This is a genomic window from Pseudomonas sp. B10(2017) (genome assembly GCF_002113295.1).
Lineage (GTDB): Bacteria > Pseudomonadota > Gammaproteobacteria > Pseudomonadales > Pseudomonadaceae > Aquipseudomonas > Aquipseudomonas pudica.
The window spans coordinates 1-25,602 of record NZ_NEJU01000012.1 but is presented as its reverse complement, the minus strand read 5'-3'; the positions used below and the strand labels follow the sequence as shown (position 1 = coordinate 25,602).

The window sequence follows — 25,602 nt, the reverse complement described above, 5'->3', positions numbered from 1 at the left end:
GGCCGCTTTTTCCCACAGGTGGCCCTGCGCAGAATCAGCTCCTGACAACGCCTCACTATCAGGAGTACCCGATGAAACGCTTCAAGCCCCTGCTGCTTGCCGTCGCCCTGGCGTCCACTGCCCAGGCCACCCTGGCCGCCGACTGGCAGACCTCGCCCTACGGCAAACAGGATGAAATCGGCGCCGCCAACCTGCTCACCCCCGAAGTGGTCAAACAGGCGGTTGGCCTGGTCAAGACCGGCAAGACCTACCCGCTGGCCGTACCGGTTAGCAAAGACCTGCCAGCCTTCCGCCACCGCAGCTTCCACCTGTACAACATCCAGCCTGGCGAGCAGGCCGGCCAGACCCTGGGCCGCAACAAGTTCAGCTTCAACGATGAATTGGTCAACGGCTGGACCGGCGTCGGCACCCAGCTCAACGGCATCGGCCACATCGGTATCGACAATGTCTACTACAACGGCAACAAAGCTGCCGACTTCGTCACTGTCGAAGGCGTGACCAAGCTGGGCGTGGAAAAAGTACCGCCCATGGTCACCCGCGGCGTGGTGCTGGACATGACCGCTCACTACGGCAAGGCCATCGTGCCCGGCGGCACCTCGTTCACCGTCGACGACATCAAGGCCGTACTGAAGAAGCAAGGCATTACCCTGCGCAAGGGTGACGTGGTGCTGTTCAACACCGGTTGGCTGGAACTGATCGGCAAGGACAACCAGCAGTTCCTCGCCACCGAACCGGGCATCGACCTGCCGGCGGCCGAGTGGCTGGCGGACCAGGGCATTGTCGCCTTTGGTGGCGATACCTGGGCGTCAGAGGTGTACCCGAACCCGACCGGCGAAGAGTTCCCGGTCAACCAGTTCATGCTTGCCAAGCGCGGCATCTACAACCTGGAACTGATCGACACCCGCGCGCTGGTGAAGGACAAGGCGTTCGAGTTCCTGTTCGTGCTTGGCCAGCCGCTGTACAAGGGCTCGACCCAGGTGAACATCAACCCCGTGGCGATTCACTGATCGATTTCGATCCTGGGGCTGCTTTGCAGCCCTTTCGCGACACAAGGCGCTCCTACAGGGGGATGCACATCCCTTTGTAGGAGCGGCCTTGTGTCGCGAAAGGGCCGCAAAGCGGCCCCATCTTCAGAACGTACCGGGGAACGCCCCGCCATCGATCAACAGGTTCTGCCCAGTGATGTACCCGGCATGTGCACTGCACAGGAACGCGCAGTAAGCGCCGAACTCGCCGGCATTGCCAAAGCGCGCCGCCGGGATGGCCTTGCGCCGCGCCTGGGTGGTGGCTTGCACATCCCCACCTGCCGCCTTCCAGGTCTTCTGCAGGCGCGCTGTGTCGAACGCCCCAGGCAGCAGATTATTCAGCGTGACGTTGCTGCCCGCCAGGCGCTGCTGACGTGCCAGGCCGGCGATGAAGCCGGTCAGGCCACTGCGTGCACCATTGGACAAGCCAAGAATATCGATCGGCGCCTTTACCGCACCGGAGGTGATGTTCACCACCCGGCCGAACCCGCGCTCGGCCATGCCATCGACCACCGCCTTGATCAGCTCGATGGGGGTAAGCATGTTGGCGTCCAGTGCCTTCAGCCAGTCCTCGCGGCCCCAGTCACGGAAGTCGCCCGGCGGCGGGCCACCGGCATTGTTGACCAGGATATCCACCTGCGGGCAGGCTGCCAGCAGCGCCTGGCGCACCTCGGCATCGGCGACATCACCGGCCACGGTGCGCACCTCGATGCCCGGGCAGGCCGCGCGCAACTCGGCGGCGGTCTGCTCCAGGGTGGCCTGGGTGCGGGCATTGATGACCAGGTTGACGCCTTCTTTGCCCAACGCCTCGGCGCAGCCTTTGCCCAGGCCCTGGCTGGCCGCGCAGACGATGGCCCAGCGGCCGGTAATGCCTAGATCCATTGGGTTGCTCCTTGATGCTATGCAGTTACAGGGTCACTGGATCGGCGAAAACGCGGCAGGCATCAACAGCTTCGATTCCATCCGCACCAGCATCGGGAAGGCCACGGGGATGAAGCGCTCCAGCCAGTCCGCATCGCGGTACAGGGCGGCGCGGCGCTCGATGCGGTCGTCAAGGCTCTCGTAGGCCCAGATGTGCACCACCTGGTTCAGTTCGCCAATCTCGGTGTACCACCAGCCCACCAGCTTGGCGTAGCGCGAGATCACCGGCAAGCCTTCCTTTTCGAAGTGCTCCAGGTATTGCTTCATCTTGCCGATGTGAAGGGTGTAGGTACGCATTTCATAGAACATGGTCGTGGTTCCGCTAAAGGTTCAGAGGTTGCCGTGGTAGGCGTCGGTGATCAGGCGCTCGACATCGCACGCGGTGGTCAGGCGTGGGTTGACCAGCACGTTGCCGCTGCGCATCGAGTCGCTGACCATTTGCGGCAGGAACTCCAGGTCCACGCCCAGTTCACGGATGGTCGCGGGAATGCCGATGGCCTGGTTCAGGGCCACCACCGCGTCCACCGTGCGTGCCGCGGCCTGTTCCACGTTGAGCCCGGTCACATCGGCGCCCAGTGCAATGGCGATGTCACGGAAGCGCTCCGGGCAGGCCGGCAGGTTGAACTTGATCACGTAAGGCAGCAGGGCGGCGTTGGCGATGCCATGGGGGATGTTGAACACCCCGCCGAAGGTGTGGGAAATGGCATGCACGTTGCCCAGCTTGGATTGCGAGAACGCCACCCCGGCCAGGAACGAACCCAGCAGCATCTGTTCGCGGGCGGCCATGTCGGTGCCGACGAAGTAGGTTTTTTCCAGGCTGCCGGCAATCATGCGAATGGCCTGCAGGGCCATGGCCTGGCTGATCGGGTTGGCCTGGCGCGACACATACGACTCGATGGCATGGGTCAGGGCATCCATGCCGGTGGCAGCGGTGATGGCTGCAGGCAGCTTCAGGGTCAGTGCCGGGTCGAGGATGGCCAGGCGCGGGAACAGCCGCGGGCTGACGATCACCGTCTTGAACAGCGTGCGCTTGTTGGTGAACACGGTCGACGCCGTGCATTCGCTGCCGGTACCGGAGGTGGTCGGGATGGCGAAGATCGGCAGCGGCGGCTGGGGCAGTTTGTCGTAGCCCTCGTAGTCGAGGATGTTGCCAGGGTTGGTGGCCATCGCCGCCACGCCCTTGGCGGTGTCGATGCTGCTGCCGCCGCCCACGCCGATCACGGCGGTGCAGTTGCGCGCTTTGAGCAGCGCCACGGCAGCGTCGAGCACGTCGGTGCTGGGGTTGGCTTCAACGGCAGAGAACAGCTGGTAGTCGATGCCCGCCTGCTCCAGCGAGGCAAAGAAGCCGGCCAGAATGCCAGCGTCGATCAGGCCCTGGTCGGTGACCACCAACAGGGTACCGTCCACGTACGGCTTGAGCAGCGCACCGGCCTGGTCGGCCAGGCCCGCGCCACATTTGGCAATGGTGGGGAAATGGAACTGGAATTGGCTCATGAGGGGTCCTCAGGCAACTGCGTTGTTCTTGTTGTGCCCGCCGTGACGCTGGCGGGCCGTGCCGGGGCAATCTAGAGCGCGGGCCAGGGCCGCCGATAATGAAAAGAGCTGATCCGCCAATAACCGCTGCTTATCCCCTGCCCGGGTAATAAGCAGGCGTTATTGGCGGATCAGCTCTTTTCATTACCTGCAATGCCGGCAGCGCTCCAACAATCGGCCTGCGTAGTTGCTACGCCTCCCGATAATCACAACAACGAGCTCCTGCGATGAAGACCATCCCCTCCCCGGCCGACCTGGCGCTGCCCGCTGCGGCCCCGATGACCACGGTGCGCTGGCGCATCTTCCTGATCCTGTTGCTGCTGACCGCAATCAACTACATCGACCGCGCCTCGCTGTCGGTTGCGCTGCCGCTGATCGCCCCCGAATTCAACCTGACGCCGGCCATGGAAGGGCTGATGCTCAGTGCGTTCTTCTGGTCCTATGCCTTGATGCAAATCCCTGGCGGCATGCTGCTGGACCGCTTCCAAACCCGTGGCATCATTGGCGCGGCAACCGTGGCCTGGGGCCTGTTCCAGGCACTGGGCGCGGCCTCGCACAACTGGCTGGTACTGCTGCTGACACGCATCGGCCTGGGCGTGGCCGAGTCGCCGATCATGCCCGCCGGGGCCAAGCTCAATGGCGCCTGGCTGACGCCTAACGAACGTGGCCGTGGCGCGGTGCTGGTGGATGGCGGCGCACCGCTGGGCAGCGCCCTGGGTGCGATCCTGATTTCCGGGCTGATTGCCTGGCTGGGCTCGTGGCGATTGGCCTTCGTGGTGGCCGGGGTCGGCACCGTATTGGCCGGCATCCTGGCGTGGAAGTACATCCGCAACCACCCCAGCGAGCACCCGGGGGTGAACGAGGCCGAGCTGCGCCACATCACCGAAGGCAACGCCAGCGCACATGCCGCGGCAGCCAAGGCCAGCCTGCCGCTGCGCGAATTGCTCAAGGACCGTTCGATCTTTGCCATGTTCGCCGGCTACAGCTGCATCCTGGCAGTGTTCTATGGCCTGCTGACCTGGATGCCGAGCTACCTGCACAAGGCCCACGGCCTGAACATCTCGGCCATGGGCGGGGCGACCTTCCTGATCTTCATGTGCGGGTTTGTCGGCGAACTGATCGGTGGCTGGATCGGTGACCGCTGGCGGGCCAGCGGTGCCTCGCCGAACCTGGTGATGCGCACCCTGTTCAGCGGCTCGGCGCTGGTGGCGGCGCTGTGCATCCTGGCGGCAGCCTATGTGGGCGAGACCGTCGCGGTGATCAGCCTGCTGTGCGTGGCGATGTTCTTCATCCGTTGGTGCGGGATGTACTGGTGCCTGCCGGCGATCATCGGCGGGCCGTCGCGCACCGGCGTGCTGGGTGGCACCATGAATTTCTGCGGCAACATGGCCGGGGTGCTGGTGCCGATCGTGATCGGGCTGATCGTACAGTTCACCGGGGACTACTTCTTTGCGCTGATCTTCTTTGTGGCGGCTGCGGTGTTGATTGCGGTGTTTTCCAGCTTGATCGATTACCGCGAGCGGCAGTTCTGAGATACAGCCGGTTGGGGCTGCTTTGCAGCCCATCGCCGGCAAGCAGGCTCCCACACCGGTCGAGCTGCTTTCAAGGTTTTTGCAGTACCTGTGGGAGCTGGCTTGCCGGCGATAAGGCCAGGACAGGCAGCGCGAGACAATTGCTCCAACAGGGAGCCGCAACAGGGCTCAACCGGCCTTAAGCTCCTCCACCAGCAACCGCGCCGCCGGCGACAGCGGCGCTGCTACTCGGTGCACGATCCCGAACGGCTCGCTCAGCGCCCGCAGTTGCACTGCCAGCGACACCAGCAACCCGCGCTGCTCGGCAAAGGCCGCCACGGCGCTGGGGATCACCGCCACCAGCGTCGGGTCGTCTTCCAGCAGCATGAAGGTGGCGAAGGTGGAGAAGGTTTCCAGCGGGTAGCGTGGCACCTCCACCCCCGCCTCGCTCAATTCACGCTCCAGCGCCTGGCGCATGGGCATGTTGGCCGGGTAGACGATCCAACGGTACTGGCTCAGGTCGCCAACCTCCAGCGCCGCCGCCCCGGCCAGCGGGTGCTGCGGGTGCGCGACCACCGCCAGCGGCTCCTGGGCCAGTTCGACAAAGGCGTAGTCCGCCGCATTGCGGCCCAACCCTGGCCGGCAGATGGCCAGGTCCAGGCGCCCTTCATCAAGCTGGGCCAGCAGGTTGGCACTGGTGTTCTCGGCGATCTCCACCGCCAGTTGCGGCTGCTTGCGGCGCAACCGCCCGAGGGCACCGACCAGGGTCGGCATGGCACCCATGATGCTACCCACCGCCAGCCGCCCACCCTGGCCTTGGACAATGCCCAGCACCTCTTCGCGCAAATGCCCCAGGTCACTGTGAATCAACCGCGCATAACGCACCACGCAACGGCCTACGTCATTGGCCACCAGGCCGCTGGGCAGGCGCTGGAACAACGGCACACCCAGCACTTCCTCCACCTCGCGCAAGGCCTTGGTAGCCCCGGGCTGGGAAATCGCCATGGCCTCCGCCGCCTTGTGCAGGGAGCCGCAACGGTCCAGTTCGATGAGCAGGCGCAACTGACGCAGGCGCAGGCGGGAAAAAATGGAGTCCAGGGAGGGGATCATCGGGCAGGCTCGGCATGGGTCTTGTAATGCCGAGCACTATAGAGGGTTGTCAACGGGCGATTGTTGAGTTTGCGGCAAATGTCCTTTGCCCTGAAGACACGCCCGGCAAGCTCACGCCACGCGGCGGCGCGACAGGCAGGCATACCCCAGGCCCAGGACGCTGGCCGCCAATACGCCCAGCAGCACCATCAGCTCGCGGCTGTAACGGGCCACCCAGGCCGGGAAACCGATGACTTCGCGGTACACCTGGATGTCAGCCTTGCCATCGGCGTGACTGATGCTGACCCCGCCCTGACGGATCTGCGAGTAGTCCGCATCGAAATACACCCATACCTTGCACGCGCCACCCGGCTCGATGACGGGGATGTCCGCTTGCATCGTGGAGGTTTCCAGGATGGTGTCATTGCCAGCTGCATCGCGCACCTGCACCAGGCCTTTCGCCGGCAGGCGGATTTTCACCTGGCGCACCTGCGCATCACCGCTGTTGCGCAGCTCGATGAGCAGGCCGGTACGGTGGTCGACCAGCCCGGCCTCGAAGGGCTTGGCGAACAGTTGGGCATACGGCGCCTGGGCCATTTCGATCAGCCGCTCGACCTGATCGTGGCTCAGCCCACCCTCGCTGATGGAATTGATACGCCCCTGCAACTGCTCGTACTTGAGCTGCTCGCTGGCCTTGCTGATGCGTTCGCTGAACTGGCTGGGATAGGTGAGGTAGGCATAGGTCAGCGATGCCTCCAGGCGCGGGTTGCCCCTGAGCAACCCATAGGCGGCCAGCAGGACCATCAGGCCAAGCAGCACGGCTACGAGGAGTTTCCCCACCTTGTCCCAGCTCAATGCGAACTTCCTTCTGTCGTGATACAGACGATTCAAACCGACCAAGGGTGCCAAGTTCAAGGCCCCCAGGCAAGCCTGACTAAGGCTCCTGCTCGCCTCCCCGAGCCTGGCGCAACTGCTGCAACTGGCCGTCGATCAGCGCCTTGGCCATGCCTGCCAGGTAATACGTGGCCTGCATCATCGCCTTGCGGTCACCGGGCCGGTCGATGGCCTTGCGGGTGAGTTCGGTAATGCAGCCCATGATGCTCGAGGCCTCCATCAGCGCCGTACGCATTGGCAGCTGCGCGTTCATCTGCACCAGTTCGGCGCCGCCGTTGCCAAAACGGCCCGCTGCACGCACGACATTGAGGTTGCTGCTTTCTTTCGGAGTGTCTTTGTCCATGTCCATTCCTCGGGGTTACGAGCGTGCCGAGACTAGGGCGCTGCCTGCCCCGCCACAATAACCTTGGGGGTGGAAAGGCTTACTTTCAGAAATGGACTACAAGAACCCTACAAAGGGGATGCTCCGTCACCACTCAGGCTCTTGACCGGTAACCCGGCAGTGACGGACGATCGGTGTCCCCCCACAAGGATGAACACCATGCTACGGATACTGGGTAGAGCCTCCTCCATCAATGTACGAAAAGTTCTGTGGGCGTGCGCCGAGTTCGAGGTCCCGTTCGAGCGCGAAGACTGGGGGGCGGGCTTCAAGCCCACGGACAGCGCCGAGTTCCTTGCGTTGAACCCCAATGCCATGATCCCGGTGATCCAGGATGGCGACTTTACCCTGTGGGAATCCAACAGCATCATCCGCTACTTGGCCACGCGTTATGGCGCCACCGGGTTCTACCCGGGCGAGGCGCAGGCGCGGGCCAGGATCGACCAGTGGATCGACTGGCAGGCCTCGGACCTCAACCGTTCGTGGAGCTACGCGTTCATGTCGCTGGTCAGGCACTCGCCCGCCCACCAGGACCCACAGGCCCTGGCCGCCGGCTGCGCGGACTGGGCGCGCTACATGCGCATTCTCGACCGCCAGCTGGCAAACACCGGTGCCTACGTGGCTGGTAGCCAGTTCACCTTGGCGGACATCCCCATTGGCCTGTCGGTCAACCGCTGGTTCGAAACGCCATTCGAGCACCCGCACCTGCCGGCAGTGCGCGATTATTACGAGCGGCTTAGCGAGCGCCCGGCCTATCACCTGCATGGCCGTAACGGTACGCCGTGACGGGCAAAACTGTGGGGCTGCCTTGTGTCGCGATGGGGCGCAAAGCGCCCCCGAAAGTCTCCACCGGTTACACAGCAACCTGACTCGCCGCAGCCCCCGCCCGCCCCCGCCAGGCGAACAGCAGCACCATCACCAGGCCCAAAGCCGCCATCGCCGCCCCCGCCAGGGAAACCGCCGAATACCCCAGCCCGGCGTTGATCACTGCCCCACCCAGCGCCGCACCAATTGCATTCCCCAGGTTGAACGCCCCGATGTTCACCGCCGACGCCAGGTTGGGCGCATCCTTGGCCGCCTCCATCACCCGCATCTGCAGTGGCGGCACCAGGGCAAAGCTGGCAGCGCCCCACACCAGGACCGCCAACGCAGTCGCCAGCGGCCAGTCCATCACCAGCGGGAACACCAGCAACACCGCAATCAGCACGGCCAGCGACAGCATCAGGGTACGGTCGATCGAACGGTCCGCCGCCTTGCCGCCCCACACGTTACCCAAGGTCAGGCCGACACCGAACAACACCAGCATGGCCGTGACGAAAGTGGTGGACGCTGCCGCCTCGCTCTGCAGGATCGGCGCGATGTAGGTGAATACCGTGAACATCGCACTGGAGCCCACCACAGTCAGCAGCAATGCCGCCAGCACCGGCCCGCGGCCCAGCACGCGGATTTCGGCCATGGCCCCGCCGCCCTTGGGCGACGGCACGTTGGGCAGTGCGTACCAGAGGGTGGTCATTGCTACCAGGCCGAGCCCGGCGATGCCCCAGAATGCCGTGCGCCACCCCAGCATTTCACCGAACCAGGTCGCCAGCGGCACACCGCCGATGGTGGCAAGGGTCAACCCCATGAACATGGCGGCCACGGCCCCGGCGCGCTTCTCGGGCGGCACCACGCTGGCCGCGACGATCGAGCCGATGCCGAAGAACGCACCGTGGTTCAGCGAGGTGACCACGCGGGCAACCAGCAGGCTGGCGTAGTCGCTGGCCAAGGCCGACATCAGGTTGCCGAGGGTGAAGATGGCCATCAGCCCGATCAGCAGGTAACGCCGCGGGATCTTCACCGTGGCCAGGGTCATCAGCGGCGCACCGATCAGCACACCGATCGCATAGGCACTGACCAACAACCCGGCAGCGGGGATGGAGACGCCAAGGTCGGTGGCGATGCTGGGCAGCATGCCCATGGGGGCGAACTCGGTGACCCCGATGCCGAAGGCACCGATGGCGAGTGCGACAAGAGGTGGATTGATACGCATGGCAAGCTCCTTATCTGTGCTGCAGATGCTACGATCCCAAGCCAAGCCGCACTAGACTGCATTTTTGCGAACCACCTTTGCTGAAGAGGCACAAATGGACTTCAGTGGAAGATCCGGCGAGATGGAAATATTTACCAAGGTGGCCCAGGAGGGCAGCCTGTCCGCCGCCGCCCGGGCGCTGGGCCTGACACCTTCGGCGGTGAGCCGCATCCTGGCGCGCACCGAACAGCGCCTGGGCACCCGCCTGCTGCTGCGCACCACCCGAGCGCTCACCCTCACGCCCGAGGGCGAAGCGTACCTGCGCGGTGCACGGCGGGTGCTGGCCGACATGCTCGAAGTGGAAGAGGCCATCACCGACCAGGGCGTGCCACGCGGGCGCTTGCGGGTCAGTGCAGCGCTGGGCCATGGCCGCTTGACCGTGGTACCGCTGCTGGCAGCGTTCAGCGCGCGCTACCCGCAGGTGCTGGTCGACCTTACCCTCAGCGACGAAGTGGCCGACGTTCTCGGCGGCCAGGCCGACGTGGCGCTGCGCTTCGGCCACCTGCCGGACAGTTCGTTGAGCGCTCGTGCCATTGGCGAAACCGGCCAGGTGATCGTCGCCTCGCCCGAGTACCTGGCGCGCTGCGGTACGCCGCTTGTGCCAGAGGACCTGGCCCGGCACAACTGCCTGCGCTTCAACTTCCGCCGCGCCGCGCCCGACTGGCCGTTCCGCCGCGACGGGCAGGTCTTTTCATTGAAGGTGACGGGCAACATCGAATGCAGCAGCGGCGAGGCCCTGGCGCAGTTGGCCAGGCTCGGCGCCGGCGTGGCGCGCATCGGTACCTTTACCGTGGCCGACGACCTGGCCAACGGGCAGCTGGTGCCGTTGCTGGAGGTGTACAACCCGGGTGATCGCGAGCCGATCCATGCGGTGTTCGTCGGCGGCCCGGCGATGCCGGCGCGGGTGCGGGTGTTCGTGGATTTTCTGGTAGAACAACTGTCAGGCCGGAGCTGTCGCGCAGAGAACTGAATTCGCAAACGGTACGCGTACCCTGTGGGAGCGGCTTTGCCGCGAAGAATCCAACACAGTGTATGGCACCGGCTGCGCCGGTGTTCGCGGCTAAAGCCGCTCCCACAGGGGCCCTGCTAATTCAGTGAGTCCTGTGCAATTCCATGAAAGCGGCATCCGCGAATCAGGCAGTACAATGCCGCATTCTTACGTTAGCCCCGCAAAGGACCGCCCATGCTTTACGTCGTCATGCTCGGAGGCCGCCACCCCGGCGCCAAGATCGAAGTTCACGATGTGGTGTTCGCCCTGGCCGACACCTTCGAACAGGCCTACCCGCAGTTGCGCCAGGCCTGGTTCGGCAGCCCGAAAGGTTTGCACATCGATTCGTGGCTGGAGGTGCATGGTGTCGACGGCCAGCGCATCGAACTGCGCCCGCACGCCCCCGCCCGCGGTGCGCTGCGCCTGTACTTCATCAACCTCGGTGGTTATGAACGCGAAGTGTTCGGCGAGGCCCACCGCTACCTGCTGGTCACCGCCCACAACAAGACCGAGGCCAAGGCCCTGGGCAAGCAACGCATGCAGGCGGACTGGCTGAAGCCGCATACCGATGCCTTGCTGGCTGTCGACGACTGCCTGGCGATCGACCAGGTAGCAGGCCAGTTCGTGCACCTGGTCGAAGGCGCACACGAGCCGGTGGTGGTGCGTAACGACTACATCCTGATCTGACGCCAACAGCGCCGCTAAGCGCGCGGTACACTTGCCTTCAGCTCACGCTCAGGAGTTGCTTCATGCCCTACCCCATCGAACAGAAACTGGTCATCGGCGTTGCTTCGAGTGCGCTGTTCGACCTCACCGTCTCGGACGACATCTACCAGACCCAGGGCGTCGAGGCTTACCGCCAGCACCAGCAGCAGAACCTGGACGAACCCTTCCCCAAAGGCGTGGCGTTCCCGTTCATCCGCCGCTTCCTGAGCATCAATCAGGCCTTCCCCGAGCAGTTGCCGGTGGAGGTGGTGCTGCTGTCGCGCAACTCGCCGGAAACCGGCCTACGGGTGTTTCGCTCGATCAGCCACTACCAGCTGGACATCACCCGCGCGGCGTTCATGTCGGGCCGCTCGCCCTACGAGTACATCCCGGCGTTCAATGCCTCGCTGTTCCTCAGCGCCAACGAGGAAGATGTGCAGAAAGCCATCGACGCCAACTACCCGGCCGGGCGGGTGCTGCCGACACGCATCTACGATGACGAGATCGACACCGAACTGCGGGTGGCCTTCGACTTTGACGGGGTGATTGCCGATGACGAGGCCGAGCGCGTGTACAAGCGCGACGACAACCTGGACGAGTTTCAGGAGCATGAACGCGTGCGCAAGGGCATCCCGCATTCGCCGGGGCCGTTGGCCGACCTGTACCGCAAGCTTTCGCTGATTCGCATGCTCGAGGACCGCAGGTTGGCCGAGGACCCGGCGTACCAGCGCATCTTGCGGATTGCGATCGTGACGGCGCGCAATGCCCCTTCGCACGAGCGGGTAGTGACGACCTTGAAAGACTGGGGCGTTTCGCCGGACGAGTGCTTCTTTCTGGGAGGGATGGAAAAACCCAGGGTGCTGTCGATACTGAAGCCGCATGTGTTCTTTGATGACCAGCGCAGCCATTTGCAATCGCCGGCGGGGGATTTGCCGATGGTGCATGTGCCGTTCGGGGTGGCGAATCGCGAGCGTTCGGCGGCGGACTCTGCGCACGACGTGCCCCACAGGTACAGCGTTGCTCCCGAGGTTGTCGCTGAACCTGTGGGAGCGGCCTTGTGTCGCGAAAGGGCCGCAAGGCGGCCCCAGGGTTGATGCGCAACAGTTGAATGTGCCGGGACAGCTCTGCAGCCTTTGCCCGCTTTGCTCAGCTCGCCCAGCAGGACTGCCGGATGATGCTGCAGAAATTCCCAGGCCGGAATGCAGGTTCCTTGTCGGCGATCACATCCGCCTTCACGTTGCCAAACGTGGTCTGCGGCTTGTGCCGGATCCCGTCGTAAAACGCCTGGATGATCGCCTCCTTGAACCGCTCCCCACGCGGGTGCGCCTGGACCACGGCATCCCGTGCGGCAGTTTCCAGCCCTTCGTGGTGCAGCCCCAGCACATCGGTCTCTACCCCCGCGGTGACCAGAGCGATCAGCGGGTGCATGTGCTCTGGAATGCCCGGCGTGGTATGCAGCGCGATCGCCGTCCACACACGCTCGACATCGCGCTCGTCCACGCCGTGGCGCTGGAGGAAATCGCGCGCCGCATTGGCACCGTCCACCTCGAAACGGTAGCAATCGCTGCTGTGCTGATGGGTCAGGCCCATGTCATGGAACATGCAGCCTGCGTACAACAGTTCGCTGTCGTAACGCAGCCCCAGCCGCTGCCCGGCAAGGGCCGCAAAGTAGAACACCCGGCTGGAGTGGTGGAACAGCAAAGGGGAAGCCGTGTCACGGACGAGCTCGGTGATTTCCCGAGCCATGACGCTGTCGGGCAGCTGGATACCGGCGATGGATGAAGACATGGTCGCTCCTGGGTGGGTTGATGACGAGCCCAGTCTGCGGCTGCGAGTCGATGTCCTCAATTGACTTGTAACGCCAGATACTGCCATTGTCGGCGAATAACAGACTTGCGATGCAAAACCCGGAGCCACCATGCCCTCTGCCCCCATCACAGTCGCCATCCTGGCCATGCCCGGCGTACAACTGCTGGATGCCTGCGGCCCGCTCGATGTGTTCGCCGAAGCCAACCGCCAGGCCGGCCAAGACGCCTACCGCCTGCTTTTGCTGGCCTGCGAACCGGGGCCGCTGGTGAGTTCTTCTGGTACGCGCCTGGTGGCCGACGGCTGGATCGGCGAAGACCTGGAGGCAATCGACACCCTGCTGGTCGCCGGCACACCGCAGGCTGCCGAGCAATACCTGCGCCCCGGCATTCTCGACTGGCTGCGGCAACGCGCGGGCGCTTGCCGGCGTTACGGCTCGGTGTGCACGGGGGCGTTTGCACTGGCGGCTGCCGGGCTGCTGGATGACCGGCGTGTGACCACCCATTGGGCCGTGGCGCAGCCGCTGGCCGAGCGTTATCCGCGGGTGCAGGTGGATGCCGATGCCATTCAGGTGCATGACGGCAACCTGCGTACCGCTGCGGGGGTAACGGCCGGGCTGGACCTGGCACTGGCCCTGGTGGAGGAAGACCTGGGGCGAGATATTGCCAAGCTGGTTGCGGGGCACCTGGTCATGTACTTCAAGCGGCCTGGCGGGCAACTGCAGTTCAGCCGGCAAGGTGGGACATCACCGGTTGGGCGTTCGGCATTGCAGGGGTTGCAGCGTTACGTGGCCGCCAACCCTGCACTGGACCACGGGGTTGCCAGCCTGGCTGCGCGGGTTGGGCTGAGCCCGAGGCATTTTGCGCGGGTGTTTCAGGGTGATGTGGGGATGACCCCGGCCGCGTGGGTGGAGCTGGCGCGGGTGAATGCTGCGCGGGCGCGGCTGGAGGCTGGGCGAGAGGCACCGAAGCAGGTGGCGGCGCTGTGCGGGTTTGCCAATGCGGATACGTTGCGGCGGGCGTTCGTGAAGCATGTGGGGGTGACGCCGGCGGAGTATCGCAAGCGGTTTGGGCGGTCGGGGTGAGCTGAACCGAGGTGTTTGCGCTCGCGCCGGGTACGCTTGTGCGTCCCGGCCGAGGCTGTGCGCTCCATCGCAAGGTCAGCTTAGCGAGGGCCACCGCCCTGATGACCGCCAAAGCCACCGCCCCCACCGTGGCCACCGCCATTACCACCACCCGGCGGCATGAACATCCAGCAGCCTGACAAGGCCGATACCAGCGCCGCAACCAAGGCTGCGCGGAAAAGGTGTTTCGACTTCATTGCAACGCTCCACAAGGCTAGATCTGCTGCCGGCCGTTGGCCGGTTCGGCAGCGGGCGGATTCTAGAGCTGCGGAGTGATGGCACGGGGAAACTTTGCATATCTTTACAGTCGCACTGGCATCAGGGAGGACCGTTGCCTGTGGTTGCGGCTTGCATGCCCTTAAAGCAGGCTAGCCCATCCGCCAATCATCGCCCGGCATGATACGCCGCATGAACTCATCGAAAAGCGGCACCGTGAACGCCGTATCGCAGGCCAGCCCGCACCAGCGTGACCTGCAACTGGCCTTCGGCACAGCGATGCAAAGCGGTGATCAACGCGGCCAACTGGTTTTCGGAACGAATCTCTCTTGATTCGGCAATGTCAGCAAAAGCGAGCCCCTGTGCACAGCACTTTTCTTGAGACACGACGCTGTCGCCACTAGCACTTCGGGGCTGTTGCTGGACACCTTTCACAATCAGAAGCAACAGTGAACCTTTGTGGCATCAGTGGCTCAGTTGTGCAAAGCGCGCTTACCACTCCGACAAGGGATTGCCATGAGATCTGCCCCGTCCACTGCCCCTCCCCAGGTTCGCATCGAACGTGAACTGAGCCCGCGGGCGGTGCTCACCGGCGTAGCGCTGGGCATTCTGCTGACGCCCGCGAATGTGTACGCGGGCCTTCGGATCGGCTGGTCGTTCAACATGTCGATCATCGCCTTGCTGGTCGGCTTCACCCTGTGGCAGGGCCTGGCAGGGCGCGGCAACGGCCGGCCTGCATGGACGTTGCACGAAAGCAACATCAACCAGACCGTGGCCTCGGCCGCCGCGTCCATCGTTTCTGGCGGGCTGGTCGCACCGATCCCCGCCTATACCCTGCTCACCGGTCACCAACTCGACCCGCTGCCGATGATGGCCTGGGTGTTCTCCGTGAGCTTCCTGGGCATCTGGATCGCCTGGTATCTGCGCCCCGCCCTGCTCGATGACCATGGCCTGAAGTTCCCCGAGGGCATGGCGACCCTGGAGACATTGCAGCAGATCTACCGCCACGGCCACGAAGCCATGATGCGGATAAAGGTGCTGTGCAGCGCCGCGTTGCTGTCGGGGCTGGTGAAGTGGATTGACGGGTTCGTCTGGGCGATACCGCGCTGGGCACCCTCGCCAGTGCTCGAGCGCCTGACATTCACGCTCGATCCTTCGCTGATGCTGGTCGGCTTCGGCGGCATCATCGGCATCCGGGTGGGCCTTACGCTGCTGTTCGGCGCCGCGCTGGCGTGGGGCGGGCTGGCACCTTGGCTGGTCGACCATGCCTTGGTGGTGCTGGCCCCGAACGCCAGCGGCCCGCAGTTCGCCGCCCTGGTGGAATGGCTGTTGTGGCCGGGCGTCAGCCTGATGGTATGCGCAACCCTGACTTCATTGTCGGCCCGCCTGTTGCAAATGCCCCGGCAAAGGCTCGCCGAAGCGCAGGCAAGCCGGGTAGCGCACGCCCGTGGGCGGTTTTCCCTGGCGCCTGCCTGCGGGCTTCTATTGTCCATTGCGCTGGTGGTGGCGCTTCAGGCGTTGCTGTTCGCCATCGACTGGTGGATGGCGCTGCTGAGCATTCCCTTGGCGATCTGCCTTGCGGTGGTCGCCGCGCGCGTGGTCGGCGCCACCGGTATTGCGCCGATCGGCGCCATCGGCAAGCTGTCGCAGCTGAGCTTTGGCCTGGTTGCACCAGGCCAGGTGGCCATCAACCTGATGAGCGCCAACACCGCCGGTGGCGCGGCCGGGCAAGCCACCGACCTGATGAACGACTTCAAGGTTGGCCAAGCGATCGGCGCCACGCCACACAAGCAACTGATTGCACAGTGCCTGGGCATCCTTATCGGCAGCGTGGTCGGCGTGCTGGTGTACCTGTTGCTGATTCCCGACCCGCAGACCTTGCTGCTCACCGAGCAATGGCCCGCACCAGCCGTGGCCACCTGGAAAGCCGTGGCCCAGACCCTGATGCAAGGGCTGGGGGCGCTGGCGCCAGAGCTGCGCTGGGCAATTTTGGCCGGCAGCGCGGCTGGCGTACTGCTGGGCGCGCTGGACAGCCTGCTGCCGCAGCGGGTGGCGCGTTGGCTGCCGAGTACCGGCGCGCTGGGCCTGGCGTTCATACTGCCGGCATCGATCAGCATGATGATGGGGCTCGGCGCGGTGGTTACCTGGCTGGTCGGTTGCCGTTGGCCGAACGTTACAGAGCGGTTTGCAATCACGGCCGCAGCGGGGCTGATCGCCGGGGAAAGCATTACCGGGGTGGCGGCATCGTTCTGGGAGATGGTGCGGATGCTGTAGCGGTTGGCATCGCGCGGCCATGCCGCAGCCACGTTCTGACCAGTGGCCACCCGGACACGCAGCAGCGGCCGCGTCGCTCTGCTATACCTCATTGCCTGGCTCACCCCAACGAGGATGGATTCTCATGGAGCCACTGTGCACCACGCACCCGGGCGACGAGGACGGCGTGCCTGGCCGTTCACCTGCTATGCAGGCATTGCAAGCCCTGCTGCGGCGGGTGGCGCAGAGCGACCGGCCGGTGCTGATCTTTGGCCCGACGGGAGCCGGCAAGGAAGTCATCGCCCAGCAACTGCACCGCCTGAGCGCGCCGGGCAAACCGTTCATCGACCTCAACTGCGGGGCGATCCCCGAGCAATTGCTCGAGTCCGAGCTGTTTGGCCATGCCCGCGGCGCGTTCACCGGCGCGGTTGGCGAGCGCATGGGCCATCTGCAGATGGCTGGGGCGGGGACTTTGTTCCTCGACGAGATCGGCGAACTGCCCCTGGCCCTGCAGCCGAAGCTGCTGCGGGTGCTGGAAACCGGGCAGTACCGGCCGCTCGGCAGCAGCGAGAGCCGGCACTTCCGCGGCAGGGTGGTGGCGGCCACCCACCGTGACCTCAAGCGCCTGGTGGCCGAGGAGCGCTTTCGCGAAGACCTGTACTACCGCTTGTCGGTGTTCGAGCTCGAACTGCCGGGGCTGAACGAGCGGCGGGAGGACATCCCGGACCTGATCGAGCACTTCTGCCGTCAGCAACGGCGACCGCTGCACTTCGATGCAGCAGCACTGGAGCTGCTGTGCCAGCGAGACTGGCCGGGCAATGTGCGCGAACTGCGCAATTCGATCGATCGCATCGGCACCCTGGCCCCGTCACCACTGGTTGACCGGGAAACCCTCGAGCAGTTGCTGGCACCGCCCTCGCCCGCCTCTGCGCTTGCCGTAGAACTGGCCGAAGCGCTGCTCGGGCTTGAGGGGCCGGACAAGCTGGCGGCGGTGGAAACACTGCTGATCGAGCATGCGCTGAACCGCTGCAACGGCAACAAGAGTGCTGCGGCGCAGCTGTTGGGGGTCAATCGCAAGGTGATCGAGCGGCGGGTCCGGTTGCGCCAGGACTTGCGCCTGACCGTGGAGCGCTACCTGGCCGAAGGCCGCAAGCTGATCGACGGGGCCGACTTCCGCGGCGCCCTGGGCCCTTTGCAGAAAGGCCTGGAAGTAGCCGAGCGGGTCTACGAGGGCAAGGACCTGTGGCGTTTGCAATTTGAGTTGCACCGGTTACTGGGGGTTAGCTTTCGCAGTATCGAGGGCTGGTTGAGCATCACCAGCCTGGCCAGCTACCGGGACGCCCAGGCCTTGGCCGCGCGCCAAGGCCAGGCGCAAGAGATGGCGTCGGTGTCGTTCGGGCTGTGGACCACCCTGTTGATGGGCCTGGAACTGGCAGAGGCCCGCGCTACGGCACAACAGATGCTGCAGCAGGCGCAGATAGCCGGTGGCGAGGCACTGCGCATCGAGGCCCACCTGGCCATGGCCAACACCCTGTTCTGGCTCGGCGATTTCGAGGAAAGCCTGGCCTGCCTGACGCGCGGCAGGCTGCTGGAGGACGACCAGGTCAGTTGGCCATCGAACCAAGGGCTGGACCTGGTGGGCCTGGCCCGCACTTTCGAAGGCCTGGCCGCCTTCGAGCTGGGCCTGTTCAGCCAGGCGCGCCAGGCGCTGGCACGCTTGCAGTCCCGCGCCGAGCAGGCGGTCGACAACCCCTTCAACCGCGCGGTCGCCCTGCAGGGCGCGGCCTGGCTAGCCGCAGTGCTGGGCGAGCGGGATGCACTCGGGCGCCAGGCCCGCGAACTGGAGCTGCTCAGTGCGCGCCACGAATTCTCCTTCTACCGGGGCGTGGGCATGATCCTGCGCGGCTATCACCAAGGTATATCGGGTGAGTACGAAGCCGGTGAACAGGCCATTGCCGAAGGCTACCAGCAGCATGTACTGCGTAACGGCGGCCTTCTGTTTCATGGCTTCCAGGCCTGGAAGCGCGGCGAAGTGCTGTTGCTGGGCGGGCGGGCAGAAGCCTGCCTGGAGCTGGTGGATGTCGCCCTCGACCTGGCCCAGGACCATCAGGAGCGCGCCTACCTGTGCGAACTGATGCTGTTACGCGGCCGGGCGCTGCTGGCGCTTGGCGACGACCGCGAAGCCGAGGCGACCCTGCGCGTCGCCTTGTCCACCGCGCTGACCCTCGGCGTGGTGCCGGCGCGGCTGCACGCCGCCTTGGAATTGGCCCGGTTGCTCGAACGCAGCGAACGTGGCGCCCAGGTGCAGTCGATCCTGGTGCGTGCGCTTCGCGGTCTCGACCCGCAACTGGACTACCCGCCCGCCAGCAAGGTGCGTAGCTGGCTGGCACGTTTGTCGAGCTGATCCCCTCAACCGGAAAGCAGGAGCACGATCATGGCATTCGAGCTGGAGCACAAGGATCTGCAAGCGTTGATCAACGGCGGTTGTTTCTTTGGCAGTGGTGGTGGTGGCACCTTGGCGTCGGCCCGGCACTTGCTGGCCGCGTTCAAGGTCGGGGAATTCTACCGGCACGACCGCGTCAGGGTGGTCACGGTGGATGAGGCCCGTGCTGGCGACGCCGCGGTTGTGGCATACATGGGTGCACCGGAAACGATCGGGGGTTGCGAGTACCCACTCGGGCCGATCCAGGCACTGGAATGCTTGCGCCAGCGCTTGAATGAGCAGGGCCGCGAGCTTGCCTACGTGGTGCCGCCGGAAAGCGGCGCGCTAGGCTTTGTGGTTGCGTGCCTGGCCGCCGCCAAGCTGGGCCTGGCGGTGGTCGATGCGGACGGCGCCGGGCGCGCGGTGCCCTCATTGCCGATGCTCACCTTCGCTGCTGCCGGTATACCACCGCGGCCGGCGTTCGTGGTCAGCCAGGGCGGACTGGTGGTGGAGCTGAATGTGACGCCGCCGGCCGAGGCCCGGGGGTACCCGGAAAACGCCAATGTGATCGCTGAGCAGATGTTGCGCCCTGTGGTCGGCTCGCCGGCGTTCGGTGAGTTCGGTGGCCTGGCGCTATGGTGCATGCGCCCCGACCAGCTGCCTTCCGCGCTGCCGCTGCGCGGCACCCTCAGCCGCGCCCTGGCGCTGGGCAGAGCCCTGGCTGCGGGGCAGCTGCACACTTGCCAGGCCGTGCTCGACTGGCTTGGCCAGTTCGGCCTGATGGCCCGCTGCCTGTCCCGCAATGCGCACCTGACCCACGCCGGCGTGACTACCCAAGGCGGCTTTGACATTGGCCGCATCGACCTCGACAGCCCAGAAGGCAGCTTGCGCCTGTGCTACGAGAACGAGTCGCTGTTGCTGTGGGACAAACACCAGCCGCAACCGCTGGCCATGGCCCCGGACAGCATTGCCTGGTTCTTTGAAGGCCCAGGGCCGGCACTGGCCTCCAACGGCGACCTGGTGCGCGCCGACGGCTCGCTGGACCCGAGCTATGCCGGGCGCGCTGCCTGCCTTATCGGCTGGCAGGCGGCGGCGCCGCTGCGCCAACCCGGTGGGTTGATCGCGTGGAGCTTCGAGCAGTTGCTGGCAGACCTGGGTTACATGGGCGCCTACCGAAGCATCGAGCAACTGCAGGAGTTACGACCATGAGCCTGCGTATTGCGGTTCTCGCTCCGGTAAACAGCAGCGACTACAACGAGGGCCTGCTGGCCTCGATAGCCCCAGTGGTGCCCCCGGATGTCGAGGTCCAGGTGTACAACATCGACCATGGCAGCCCGTGTATCCAGAACCGGCTGAATCTCACCGAGAACGCCCTGGCGGTGGTGCGCCTGGCCCAGCAGCTTGAGCAACAGGGGTTCGACGGTATCTGGCTGAGCGATTTCGACATGTGCGGCGTGGAGCCTGCCCGCGAAGTGATCGATATCCCGATCATTGGCGGCTTCCCCACCTCCGCGTTCAGCGCCCTGGGGTTGTGTCAGCGGTTTTCCATCATCACCATCCTGCAGAGCACCCTGGCCCTGCAACGCGGCCATGTGGCCAATTATGGCCAAAGCATCAATTTTGCCTCGATCCGTGCCATCGACTGCCAGGTAGCCCAGTTGGGTGATGTGGAGGTGGTACTGGTCAAGGCATTGCAAGCCGGGCTGGCTGCCATCAACGAGGATGGCGCGCAGGCACTGTTGCTTGGCTGTACCGGCTTCATGGGTGTCGCCGAGCGCTTGTCGAAGCTTATCGAACAGGACCTTGGCTGCTACGTACCGGTGCTGGACCCCAACCAGTGTGGCTTCGGCTTCCTGCTGTCGCTGGTACGGATGAAGGTGCGTCCGAGCCGTTTGTGCTACGCCAGGGCGCCCCTTGGCTGAGGTGGCCGGATACGTCCGCCTTGGGCTCCCCCGGGTGGACGAAAACGTCCACCTGTATCCCTGCTTTTCGGCCTAACTGGTTGAAAGGAAAGCGATCACCAGCCTGGCATGATCGATGCTCCTGTCACTGGGCCGAGCGCGTGACCCCACACGCTCGGCCCACATGACAAGGAGAGCATCATGAGCACTGACTACTATGTAGATTTCGACAACCAGACCAACGATACCTGGACCCTCGCGGTCTACCAGACCTTGCCAAGCTCGGTAGGGCTCGACAGCGTGTCCTGGAAGCAGACTACCGTGCCCACCCAGGGCTTCAGCGGGGTGGAGTGGACCATCGACTACAACGTGGTGATCGCCAATTATCGGCAGGTCGGTGGCGTTGGGGTGTACAAGGCCAGCCAGACCCTGTCGACGCAGCTCGGATCGGTCTGGGACTGTGTGTTCAAGGACAACGTACAGCAACTGGTGCTGGGTAGCGGCTCGGCGCCCGGAGACAGCATCCAGATCAACAACAAATCGAACTTGCCTGCCAACCTGGGTATCGGCATGAGCGGGCAGGGTTCGGTGTTCAAGCCGGATGTGGTCGGTAGCGGCCAGGCTCAGTTCAAGGTGACACCCACTTATTACCTGGGGCTGTTCCAGAAAGTACAGCTGGGTGAAGTCATCAGCAGCAACGTCGTTGTCGGCCCAAGAGAGATCAAGTTCCCCAGTGGCATGAACTGCGCAACCGCAACTGCGCGCATGGACGGCGCCAATATCAAACTGACCATAACCTACTCCGAAGTGACCAAAGTATCCTACGAGGCTACCCAACGGTTGATCGCTGCCCGCCAGGAGCGCCTTGGCAGGGTTCTTGAACACGCCTGAAGCTGCGGCCGGCGCGCAGCAGCGCGCCGGCCTGATGTCGCCGGATTCGGCAAGGAGCTGAAAATGAACAAACCCATTGACATCGCCACCCTCGACGCCGGCCCGCTGGCGTTTACGGCCGACTCAAAGGTGAGTGGCGCCCAGTTACTGGACTTCGTCCATACCGTGGATCGACAAATCGAAAGCGTCACCAGAGGGCTGGTCGAACAGTTGAAGAAAGAGAAAATCAATGCCCGCGTGACTCAGCAGGGCCATGACTACCTGATCATCCAGGAGGGCCTCAGCCCCGCGTCACTGCCGCAGCACCGCTACGAGGAGACCGATCCCGCCCCGCAACCCTCGCGGATCCGCATCTTCGTCCGCAGCAGCGACGCGCCACCCACCATCAACGCGATGCGACTGTTCTTCCGTGACTGGCGCGCGGTGGCGGGCCTGATCGCGGTAGGCGGTGCCTGGCAGGCCGGGCAGTGGTTGATGCAGGTGCGCCGCCAGGACCAGTAGAAGCACCCTTGAACGCGATGGGCTGCTGCCGGGCAGCCCATCGCGCGTTCACGCTTGACCCACACCCTCCCCCCGCCACATGCTCGTTCGCTCCACACCACGCTCAAGGAACGATTGCATGAAGCTGGAAACCCTCGCCATCCACGCAGGCTTCAGCCCTGACCCAACCACTCGGGCAGTGGCCGTACCGATCTACCAGACCACTTCCTTCGCCTTCGACGACACCCAGCACGGCGCCGACCTGTTCGACCTGAAGGTGGCCGGCAACATCTACTCGCGCATCATGAACCCCACCAACGATGTGCTCGAACAGCGCATGGCCGCCCTGGAGGGCGGGGTTGGCGCGCTGGCGGTGGCCTCGGGCATGGCGGCCATCACCTACGCCATCCAGACCGTCGCCGAGGCCGGCGACAATATTGTCTCGGTGGCAAAACTGTACGGCGGCACCTACAACCTGCTGGCCCACACCCTGCCGCGCATGGGCATCCACACCCGTTTCGCCGCGCATGACGACATCGACGCCCTCGAAGCATTGATCGATTCGCGCACCAAGGCGGTGTTCTGCGAGTCCATCGGCAACCCTGCCGGCAACATCGTCGACATCGCCGCGCTGGCCGAGGCTGCCCACCGTCATGGCGTACCGCTGATCGTCGACAACACCGTGGCCACCCCGGTGCTGTGCCGGCCGTTCGAGCACGGTGCCGATATTGTCGTGCACTCGCTGACCAAGTACATCGGCGGCCATGGCACCAGCATCGGTGGCATCGTCATCGACTCCGGCAAATTCCCCTGGGCCGACAACAAAGAGCGCTTCGCGCTGCTCAACACCCCCGACCCGTCCTACCACGGCGTCACCTACACCGAGGCCTTCGGCCCCGCCGCCTTCATCGGCCGCTGCCGCGTGGTGCCGTTGCGCAACACCGGTGCCGCGCTGTCGCCGTTCAACGCCTTCCTGATTCTGCAAGGCCTGGAAACCTTGGCCTTGCGCATGGAGCGCCACACCGAGAACGCGCTGAAGGTCGCCCGCTACCTGCAAGCGCACGAGCAGGTGGCGTGGGTGAAATATGCAGGGCTACCCGACCACCCCGAGCATGAACTGGCCCAGCGCTACACCGGCGGCAAGCCGGCGTCGATCCTGTCGTTCGGCATCAAGGGCGGCCAGGCGGCCGGTGCACGCTTCATCGATGCGTTGCAGCTGGTGGTGCGCCTGGTGAACATCGGCGACGCCAAGTCACTGGCCTGCCACCCCGCCTCCACCACCCACCGCCAGCTCAATGACGAGGAACTGGAAAAGACCGGCGTGCCACGGGACATGGTGCGCCTGTCGATCGGCATCGAGCACAGCGACGACATCATCGCCGACCTGGCTCAAGCGCTGGATGCCAGCCGCGGCTGATTCATCTGCGCCCTACCCAATGCCGACGGCGGGCGCACCTTTCGCACATCTGGATAGCCTTGCGATGACCCTGTTCTACCTCAAGCTGATCGTCACCCCTCTCCTGATGTGGGCCATCTCCCTCGCCTCGCGTCGCTGGGGCGGCCTGCTCGGCGGGTTGTTGTCCGGCCTGCCGATCACCTCGGCACTGGTAATGACCTTCCTGTGCCTGGAACAGGGCACGGCCTTCGCCCTGGGTGCGGTGCCCGGCGCCCTGGGCGGCCTGGCGGCGGTGCAGGCCACGTACACCTTCTACCTGTTCGCCACACGCAGGCTCGGCATCACCCCGGCCGTGCTGCTGGCGATGCTGTTCTATGGCATGGCTGCCCATGCATTTACCCACTGGGGCAGCCTGCACCTGTCGATTGCCGTGGCGCTGTTGTTGATAGGGGGGCTGATACGCGCCAGCGGCCGCGAGCCCAGGCCAGACACCTTGGTCCGGCCGCGAAATCGGATTTGGGAAATCCCCTTGCGCATGGTGTCTGCCACTTCTTTGCTGATGGTCACCACCAGCCTGGCCAACTGGCTGGGCCCGGCGACCAGCGGGATGCTTGCGCCGATTCCGGTCATTGCCTGGCCGCTGGTGGTGTTTGCCCATGTGCAGAATGGCCGTGCCGGGATGGCGGCGATGGTGCGGGGAAATGCGATCGGGGCGGTGGGGGTGATTGCGTTTTATCTGGTATTGGCGGGGCTGCTCGATGCCTGGGGTGTCGCAATTGCCATCAGCCTGGCAATGCTTTGTGCCGTGATCCTGACCGTGGGGTTGGCGGCGGTGTTGCGACGGGGGTGATACGCCGGCGTGCATGCCAGGGCTGCGTCCATTGGGGCTGCTGCGCAGCCCATCGCAGGCAAGCCAGCTCCTACAGGATCACTACAGCCTTCAAGGCAAGGCAGCCACAGTACCTGTGGGAGCGGGTTCACCCGCGAACACCGGCGTAGCCGGTGCCATACACCGTGTTGGATTCTTCGCGGGCATGCCCGCTCCCACAGGATCACCACAACCCTCAAGGCAGCCGCAGTACCTGTGGGAGCGGGTTCACCCGCGAACACCGGCGCAGCCGGTGCCAGCCACCGCGTTGGCTTCTTCGCGGGTAAACCCACTCCCACAGGGCTCTGCCCTATCAATGGTCATTCCCTGCGCTGATCCACGTCTTCCGCAGGCTGCTCTACGCTTTGCCTGCCGTCATCAGCCAGGCTGTCTTCCTCCTGCCAATCACCACCCTCCTCTTCGTTCATGAGCGGGTCGTCGTCGGGGTCGGGTATGGTCGGGCGGTCGGGGTCAACGGCCGGTTCGGGTGAAGTAGGCATGTCCGGGTTCGTGCCGCCTTGTACATTTGGATCGGGGCTCATCGCTGCGTACCTCGCAAGAAAGGTGTGAACCGCATTCGTTCCTCCCGTCAGCGAGGCTGCGGGTGCTCGGCGGAAACCGAATTGTTGGCCTGCACGTCCTCCATCTCCTCCTCGATCGGGCCTTCGTCATCCGAAGGTAGCGGGACCTCTCCGTCACCGCTGCCAGGCTGCCCGTCCTGGTCCGAACCGGGGTTGCCAGGCGGTGGGTCCCAATCGACGGGACGCTTTTCGGACCACGCCTCGCCGACGTCTTGCCTTGGCTCGGACTCGGTTTGCTCGAGGCCCGGGCCTTTCTGATCGTTTGCCATGGAAGTTCTCCTGGGTTTGCGCGTTGATCGCGCATACAGATCGGACGGGAAACAACCAGCAGCAGTGCCTTGGGTTCGACAGGTGGCGCAAAAGGCCGGGGTACGGATCATGGTCCCTATAGAGCTAAACCACTATTTAGAGACGTTTCCTACAAGCTTTTAGGACGCCCAATGCCTCTCTGGAAAGCGATTCCCCGTTAGTGTTCAGAGGTCGACAAGGACCTGTCCAACACGAGGATCGCTCATGACCATCAGCCAACGTATCGCCCTCGCGATCGCCGAA

Annotated in this window: 27 protein-coding genes; 16 read left to right on the top strand and 11 right to left on the bottom strand. The window is 64.7% G+C overall.

Annotated features, from left to right (window positions below):
- The first annotated feature begins 71 nt into the window (after window positions 1-71).
- Complete coding sequence (locus CAF92_RS15665; protein WP_085601308.1) at window positions 72-1,007, top strand: cyclase family protein; 936 nt, start codon at window positions 72-74, stop codon at window positions 1,005-1,007.
- Between the two features lie 123 nt (window positions 1,008-1,130).
- On the opposite strand, the gene CAF92_RS15660 is transcribed toward CAF92_RS15665, so the two are convergent.
- The 3 genes from CAF92_RS15660 to CAF92_RS15650 are packed head-to-tail and all read right to left on the bottom strand — an operon-like array spanning window position 1,131 to window position 3,440.
- On the bottom strand, window positions 1,131-1,907 hold the full coding sequence (locus CAF92_RS15660) for an SDR family oxidoreductase (RefSeq protein ID WP_085601307.1): 777 nt from the start codon (window positions 1,905-1,907) through the stop codon (window positions 1,131-1,133).
- A 33-nt stretch (window positions 1,908-1,940) separates the two neighbouring features.
- Window positions 1,941-2,255, bottom strand: a complete 315-nt coding sequence (locus CAF92_RS15655) for an NIPSNAP family protein (RefSeq protein ID WP_013972037.1) — start codon at window positions 2,253-2,255, stop codon at window positions 1,941-1,943.
- Between the two features lie 21 nt (window positions 2,256-2,276).
- Complete coding sequence (locus CAF92_RS15650) at window positions 2,277-3,440, bottom strand: iron-containing alcohol dehydrogenase (protein ID WP_085601306.1); 1,164 nt, start codon at window positions 3,438-3,440, stop codon at window positions 2,277-2,279.
- Between the two features lie 266 nt (window positions 3,441-3,706).
- On the opposite strand from CAF92_RS15650, the gene CAF92_RS15645 reads away from it, so the two are divergent.
- On the top strand, window positions 3,707-5,011 hold the full coding sequence (locus CAF92_RS15645; protein ID WP_085601305.1) for an MFS transporter: 1,305 nt from the start codon (window positions 3,707-3,709) through the stop codon (window positions 5,009-5,011).
- 168 nt (window positions 5,012-5,179) lie between these two features.
- Here CAF92_RS15645 and CAF92_RS15640 read toward each other — a convergent pair whose 3' ends face one another.
- The 3 genes from CAF92_RS15640 to CAF92_RS15630 all read right to left on the bottom strand — a co-directional run bounded on the left by CAF92_RS15640 (window position 5,180) and on the right by CAF92_RS15630 (window position 7,316).
- Window positions 5,180-6,100 carry a LysR family transcriptional regulator gene (locus tag CAF92_RS15640; protein ID WP_085601304.1) on the bottom strand — a complete coding sequence of 307 codons (921 nt, stop codon included), beginning with the start codon at window positions 6,098-6,100 and terminating at the stop codon, window positions 5,180-5,182.
- Between the two features lie 111 nt (window positions 6,101-6,211).
- Window positions 6,212-6,934, bottom strand: a complete 723-nt coding sequence (locus CAF92_RS15635; RefSeq protein ID WP_046614029.1) for a hypothetical protein — start codon at window positions 6,932-6,934, stop codon at window positions 6,212-6,214.
- 79 nt (window positions 6,935-7,013) lie between these two features.
- Window positions 7,014-7,316, bottom strand: coding sequence for a DUF3077 domain-containing protein (locus CAF92_RS15630; RefSeq protein WP_025338583.1), 303 nt, complete (start codon window positions 7,314-7,316; stop codon window positions 7,014-7,016).
- Between the two features lie 198 nt (window positions 7,317-7,514).
- Here CAF92_RS15630 and CAF92_RS15625 point away from each other — a divergent pair, with 198 nt between their 5' ends.
- A complete protein-coding gene (locus tag CAF92_RS15625) occupies window positions 7,515-8,138 on the top strand; it encodes a glutathione S-transferase family protein (RefSeq protein ID WP_046614031.1) in 624 nt (207 codons plus the stop codon).
- 67 nt (window positions 8,139-8,205) lie between these two features.
- Here CAF92_RS15625 and CAF92_RS15620 read toward each other — a convergent pair whose 3' ends face one another.
- Entirely contained in the window at window positions 8,206-9,381 is a 1,176-nt protein-coding gene (locus CAF92_RS15620) for an MFS transporter (RefSeq protein ID WP_046614032.1), read from the bottom strand.
- 94 nt (window positions 9,382-9,475) lie between these two features.
- Between CAF92_RS15620 and CAF92_RS15615 the strand changes: the two genes are divergently transcribed.
- The 3 genes from CAF92_RS15615 (at window position 9,476) to CAF92_RS15605 (ending at window position 12,207) form a co-directional block, all read left to right on the top strand.
- The gene (locus CAF92_RS15615) at window positions 9,476-10,390 is read left to right on the top strand and encodes a LysR substrate-binding domain-containing protein (RefSeq protein WP_085601303.1); all 915 of its coding nucleotides are present in this window, start codon (window positions 9,476-9,478) and stop codon (window positions 10,388-10,390) included.
- Window positions 10,391-10,603: 213 nt separating this feature from the next.
- The gene (locus tag CAF92_RS15610; RefSeq protein WP_046614034.1) at window positions 10,604-11,095 is read left to right on the top strand and encodes a DUF1543 domain-containing protein; all 492 of its coding nucleotides are present in this window, start codon (window positions 10,604-10,606) and stop codon (window positions 11,093-11,095) included.
- A gap of 62 nt (window positions 11,096-11,157) precedes the next feature.
- Window positions 11,158-12,207, top strand: coding sequence for a 5'-nucleotidase (locus tag CAF92_RS15605; RefSeq protein WP_085601302.1), 1,050 nt, complete (start codon window positions 11,158-11,160; stop codon window positions 12,205-12,207).
- 52 nt (window positions 12,208-12,259) lie between these two features.
- Here CAF92_RS15605 and CAF92_RS15600 read toward each other — a convergent pair whose 3' ends face one another.
- The gene (locus CAF92_RS15600) at window positions 12,260-12,901 is read right to left on the bottom strand and encodes an HD domain-containing protein (protein WP_085601301.1); all 642 of its coding nucleotides are present in this window, start codon (window positions 12,899-12,901) and stop codon (window positions 12,260-12,262) included.
- A gap of 130 nt (window positions 12,902-13,031) precedes the next feature.
- On the opposite strand from CAF92_RS15600, the gene CAF92_RS15595 reads away from it, so the two are divergent.
- Entirely contained in the window at window positions 13,032-14,003 is a 972-nt protein-coding gene (locus CAF92_RS15595; RefSeq protein ID WP_085601300.1) for a GlxA family transcriptional regulator, read from the top strand.
- An 80-nt stretch (window positions 14,004-14,083) separates the two neighbouring features.
- Here CAF92_RS15595 and CAF92_RS27470 read toward each other — a convergent pair whose 3' ends face one another.
- Window positions 14,084-14,239: a hypothetical protein gene (locus CAF92_RS27470; RefSeq protein ID WP_178081802.1), complete on the bottom strand. Its 156-nt coding sequence runs from the start codon at window positions 14,237-14,239 to the stop codon at window positions 14,084-14,086.
- A gap of 211 nt (window positions 14,240-14,450) precedes the next feature.
- Here CAF92_RS27470 and CAF92_RS27465 point away from each other — a divergent pair, with 211 nt between their 5' ends.
- From CAF92_RS27465 to CAF92_RS15555, 9 genes are all read left to right on the top strand, one after another.
- On the top strand, window positions 14,451-14,591 hold the full coding sequence (locus CAF92_RS27465) for a hypothetical protein (RefSeq protein ID WP_178081801.1): 141 nt from the start codon (window positions 14,451-14,453) through the stop codon (window positions 14,589-14,591).
- 183 nt (window positions 14,592-14,774) lie between these two features.
- On the top strand, window positions 14,775-16,532 hold the full coding sequence (locus CAF92_RS15590) for an OPT family oligopeptide transporter (RefSeq protein WP_085601299.1): 1,758 nt from the start codon (window positions 14,775-14,777) through the stop codon (window positions 16,530-16,532).
- Between the two features lie 124 nt (window positions 16,533-16,656).
- Window positions 16,657-18,915 (top strand): sigma-54 dependent transcriptional regulator, encoded by a 2,259-nt coding sequence (locus tag CAF92_RS15585; RefSeq protein WP_085601298.1) that lies wholly within the window; start codon window positions 16,657-16,659, stop codon window positions 18,913-18,915.
- 30 nt (window positions 18,916-18,945) lie between these two features.
- Complete coding sequence (locus CAF92_RS15580; protein ID WP_085601297.1) at window positions 18,946-20,142, top strand: DUF917 family protein; 1,197 nt, start codon at window positions 18,946-18,948, stop codon at window positions 20,140-20,142.
- Window positions 20,139-20,855: an aspartate/glutamate racemase family protein gene (locus tag CAF92_RS15575; protein ID WP_085601296.1), complete on the top strand. Its 717-nt coding sequence runs from the start codon at window positions 20,139-20,141 to the stop codon at window positions 20,853-20,855. The genes CAF92_RS15580 and CAF92_RS15575 overlap by 4 nt, the downstream gene beginning before the upstream one ends.
- A gap of 180 nt (window positions 20,856-21,035) precedes the next feature.
- Entirely contained in the window at window positions 21,036-21,725 is a 690-nt protein-coding gene (locus tag CAF92_RS15570) for a hypothetical protein (RefSeq protein WP_046614039.1), read from the top strand.
- Window positions 21,726-21,788: 63 nt separating this feature from the next.
- Window positions 21,789-22,226 (top strand): hypothetical protein, encoded by a 438-nt coding sequence (locus CAF92_RS15565; protein WP_085601295.1) that lies wholly within the window; start codon window positions 21,789-21,791, stop codon window positions 22,224-22,226.
- Window positions 22,227-22,344: 118 nt separating this feature from the next.
- Window positions 22,345-23,622, top strand: coding sequence for a bifunctional O-acetylhomoserine aminocarboxypropyltransferase/cysteine synthase (locus tag CAF92_RS15560; protein ID WP_085601294.1), 1,278 nt, complete (start codon window positions 22,345-22,347; stop codon window positions 23,620-23,622).
- 64 nt (window positions 23,623-23,686) lie between these two features.
- Window positions 23,687-24,451, top strand: a complete 765-nt coding sequence (locus CAF92_RS15555) for a hypothetical protein (RefSeq protein ID WP_085601293.1) — start codon at window positions 23,687-23,689, stop codon at window positions 24,449-24,451.
- A 338-nt stretch (window positions 24,452-24,789) separates the two neighbouring features.
- Here the strand turns inward: CAF92_RS15555 and CAF92_RS15545 are convergent, their stop codons facing one another.
- Both CAF92_RS15545 and CAF92_RS15540 read right to left on the bottom strand, forming a co-directional pair.
- Window positions 24,790-24,969, bottom strand: coding sequence for a hypothetical protein (locus CAF92_RS15545; RefSeq protein WP_178081800.1), 180 nt, complete (start codon window positions 24,967-24,969; stop codon window positions 24,790-24,792).
- A gap of 89 nt (window positions 24,970-25,058) precedes the next feature.
- Window positions 25,059-25,319, bottom strand: coding sequence for a hypothetical protein (locus tag CAF92_RS15540; RefSeq protein ID WP_085601292.1), 261 nt, complete (start codon window positions 25,317-25,319; stop codon window positions 25,059-25,061).
- Between the last annotated feature and the right edge of the window lie 283 nt (window positions 25,320-25,602).